General features: G+C 33.6%; 3 protein-coding genes. 1 reads left to right on the forward strand and 2 read right to left on the reverse strand.

Translation table 11 applies throughout. From position 1 onward, the window contains the following. Positions 1-317 precede the first annotated feature (317 nt). Entirely contained in the window at positions 318-473 is a 156-nt protein-coding gene (locus ACIQZG_RS24155; RefSeq protein ID WP_402758654.1) for a hypothetical protein, read from the forward strand. Between the two features lie 768 nt (positions 474-1241). Here the strand turns inward: ACIQZG_RS24155 and ACIQZG_RS24160 are convergent. Beyond that, positions 1242-1928, reverse strand: coding sequence for a DUF421 domain-containing protein (locus tag ACIQZG_RS24160; protein WP_402758656.1), 687 nt, complete (start codon positions 1926-1928; stop codon positions 1242-1244). 313 nt (positions 1929-2241) lie between these two features. Beyond that, on the reverse strand, positions 2242-3024 hold a 783-nt coding region (locus ACIQZG_RS24165; protein ID WP_402758657.1), incomplete at its 5' end, for an N-acetylmuramoyl-L-alanine amidase family protein.

Raw genomic sequence — 3024 nt, forward strand, 5'->3', positions numbered from 1 at the left:
TGGGTCAATTTAGGCGTTGACACTCATGCATCATACAAGAGGGCTTTCTCTATTTCAAGCCCCTGAAAATCCTTCTAACAGGAATGCTCCTTATAACAAGTATAGCTATAAATCAAAAAATGTATAAATAATCTCGCTAAGTTAAAAAAAGGCTATTTATCATAACTTGGGATTGATTTCTGGGTGTGTTCGATGAGCCTAGCAATGTGACGATCTTAGCCTTCAGTCATATTTCAAGCTCCCCAAAGAGTCCTGCTGACTCCAATCGACAATTGTTCCACTTCATGTAGTAATTGAGGTTGATGGGGATGGAGATTATGGAATTTAAAGAACTATACAATAGTGTAAAGAGTGCCTTAAATCCAAAACAAATTTCAAAAAATTCTTATGCAGGTTCTGATACTGCTGCAATTTTATGCGAGAACGGTAAGGTAGATAAAGGGGTATGTATAGATACTCCTTGCTCAATGTGATTTTGTACAGAACATGCAGCAATAGCTGCTATGATTACTGATGGAGAAAGTAGAATAAAAAAAGTTATTGCAGTTTATAAGAACGACAATAATACCTCCTTGCGGAAGATGTAGAGAATTTATTTGTCAAATTAATGATTATAACCATAAGTATGAAGTAATTTAAAAGACGATACTATACTCGCTATAAATGACTTACTTCCTATTCGTTGGAAATAAGTATGTTGAACAATTTGAGTAAATTATGTAGTAATCAATAATAATTAAATTGGGTATTCCATCAATTGTTACGAATACCTAAAAACATTACCAAAGTGTCGTTTGGTAATCTTACATAAAAAGTTGTTATTCCACAATCTGGCCCGATTGTTGAACAATAAGTTAAACAACACTCTTCAACTAAACTGCTTCGTTAGTTGAATATAGTTCCTTGCCATTTAAATTAACACATTAACTAATTCGAGCGAAAAAAAGACTATGTATTCGCATCGTTATAGAACTTTCTATAATGTAACTTTATTAATGCGATTTGATATACCAATTCGTATGAAAATTGTTAAAAAGGCGCTTTATATCAATAAAAAAGGATACCCAAATCATTGCGATTCGATATCCTTTTTATAGTGTTTATTAGAGTTTTGTACTCGAAAACAGAACCCGTTATACTAAGGAAAGTTTTTTTAATAATACAATTTAACACGAAATGTTTTTCGAACTTTTAAAATTCACTTGCAATTGATCCATCCATTAATCTCTGGTCACTTTTGTTTAAAATTTTTGTATAAATAAACTTCCATCGGACTGAATTTCAGCATAAAATACCTCTTTTACTTCTATTATATTGGCCTTACTTAATTCTTTTTCTAACCAATCTCTACTTTTACCAACTTCCAATAAATTTTTAGGTAATAATTTTCCATCAGTAATTATTTCAATTGGTAAGTAAGCTGGTGTAGAAGGATATATTTTCAAATCACTTTTTTGTGTTCCTTGAAATTCAGGCTTTTTGAGAATACTAAGTCTACCATTTGGTTCTAGAATAGCGTAGTCTATTTCTGTTATTGAAAAAGTTTGGTATTGCCTAATCATCATCGTTAAGTCATCGATATTAACACCTGTTCTTTTTAGAGCTTTTCTATCTATTTCTCCATGCTTAATAATGATTGTAGGTTGGCCATCAAGGATGACTCTAATTTCCCCAGACTTTAGACTTATATAACTAAGAATTGTCGTAAGTAAACACCAAATTACAAGGCTGAGTAAATCTTTTGTGTAATCCCTTGTACTAAGAACAACCATATTTGCAGCCATCGAACCTATTGTTATTCCTGTTACATAGTTAAAAAAAGTTAGATGACTTAATTGTTTTTTTCCTAAAAAGCGTGTAAGAGTTAGAAGGACAAAAAAAGTTATAACAGTTTCAATGGCTATCTGTAGGTAGCTTATATCATTCATTTTTTCACTCCTGTCTCTACAATAGAATAGTCAAGTAATTAATAAATTAGACAATGAAGCCCAGATTCAAAATGAATTGAGTACCTGTGCTTTTCACCGTTGTCGGTTTGTAATATACAGACTAATTAAACGAACAGAAGTCATTGCATGATTTCTAATTAACGCCTTCTTCAACAGCCTGCGCTAAAAATTTCTTTACTTTTGAGAAAAATTGCTGGTGAACTTTAGAAGTGGTGGCTGCACCCCATAAAAAATCCCCGTAAAAGGTTAGATTGGTGTCTAACCTTTACGGGGTAGTTCATTGAGTTTTGTATTATTGTTTTGCGTAGTATTGCGAAATTCCTTGATAGATAGATTCGGCAAATAGTTCTATATAATGATCATCTGTCAATTTAGCACGATCTTCAATATTTGACAGGAAGCCTAGCTCGACTAAGATAGCAGGAATGTTAGTGTTAGCAATTACATAGTACTTGCTTTCTTTGATATCGCGGTTTTTCATTTCTAAGTTATTGACAATTTGATCGTTGACAAGCTTGGCAAGGTCCATATCTTCTTGATACACATCCCCAGCTGTAATGGCATAATAAGTTTCAGTTCCTTGTGCAGATTTGTTCCCTGCAGCGTTAACATGTATACTGACAAAAATTTCACCATAGTTGGCGTTTGTAAAGTCAACCCGATCTTGTAGTGTTGGGAACGTATCACCTGTACGTGGCATCTTTACGTTTGCACCAGCATCCTCAAGCTTTTGCTTAACTAATGTGCTGACCTTTAATGTAATATCTTTTTCGTAAATAGAATCTGAGATAGTTCCCTTATCCTTACCACCATGACCTGGGTCAATAATAATAATACGATCTTTTAAAGGATTACCAGATTGATTTAATAACTTTACGTAAGATTTATGGACATACCCTGTTTGCCCTTCGAACGTAACTTGTGCCCAGTATTCTTTAATACTGTTCACTTGTACGTAATCTCCCTTACTTAGTTTGCCTACTACCGCAGACGTCGAATTCGCTTCTTTACGGATATTTAGACTATCAACCGTCACTCGACCTAGTAAATCACCTGTTACTGTAGGTGGAGTTGG

It is taken from the genome of Lysinibacillus sp. NPDC096418 (assembly GCF_044762775.1).
GTDB lineage: Bacteria > Bacillota > Bacilli > Bacillales_A > Planococcaceae > Lysinibacillus.

Bases quoted from the DNA above. Each gene is read 5' to 3' on its own strand.
- ACIQZG_RS24155 (WP_402758654.1), top strand. From the start codon at position 318: ATGGAATTTAAAGAACTATACAATAGTGTAAAGAGTGCCTTAAATCCA.
- ACIQZG_RS24160 (WP_402758656.1), bottom strand. From the start codon at position 1,928: ATGAATGATATAAGCTACCTACAGATAGCCATTGAAACTGTTATAACT.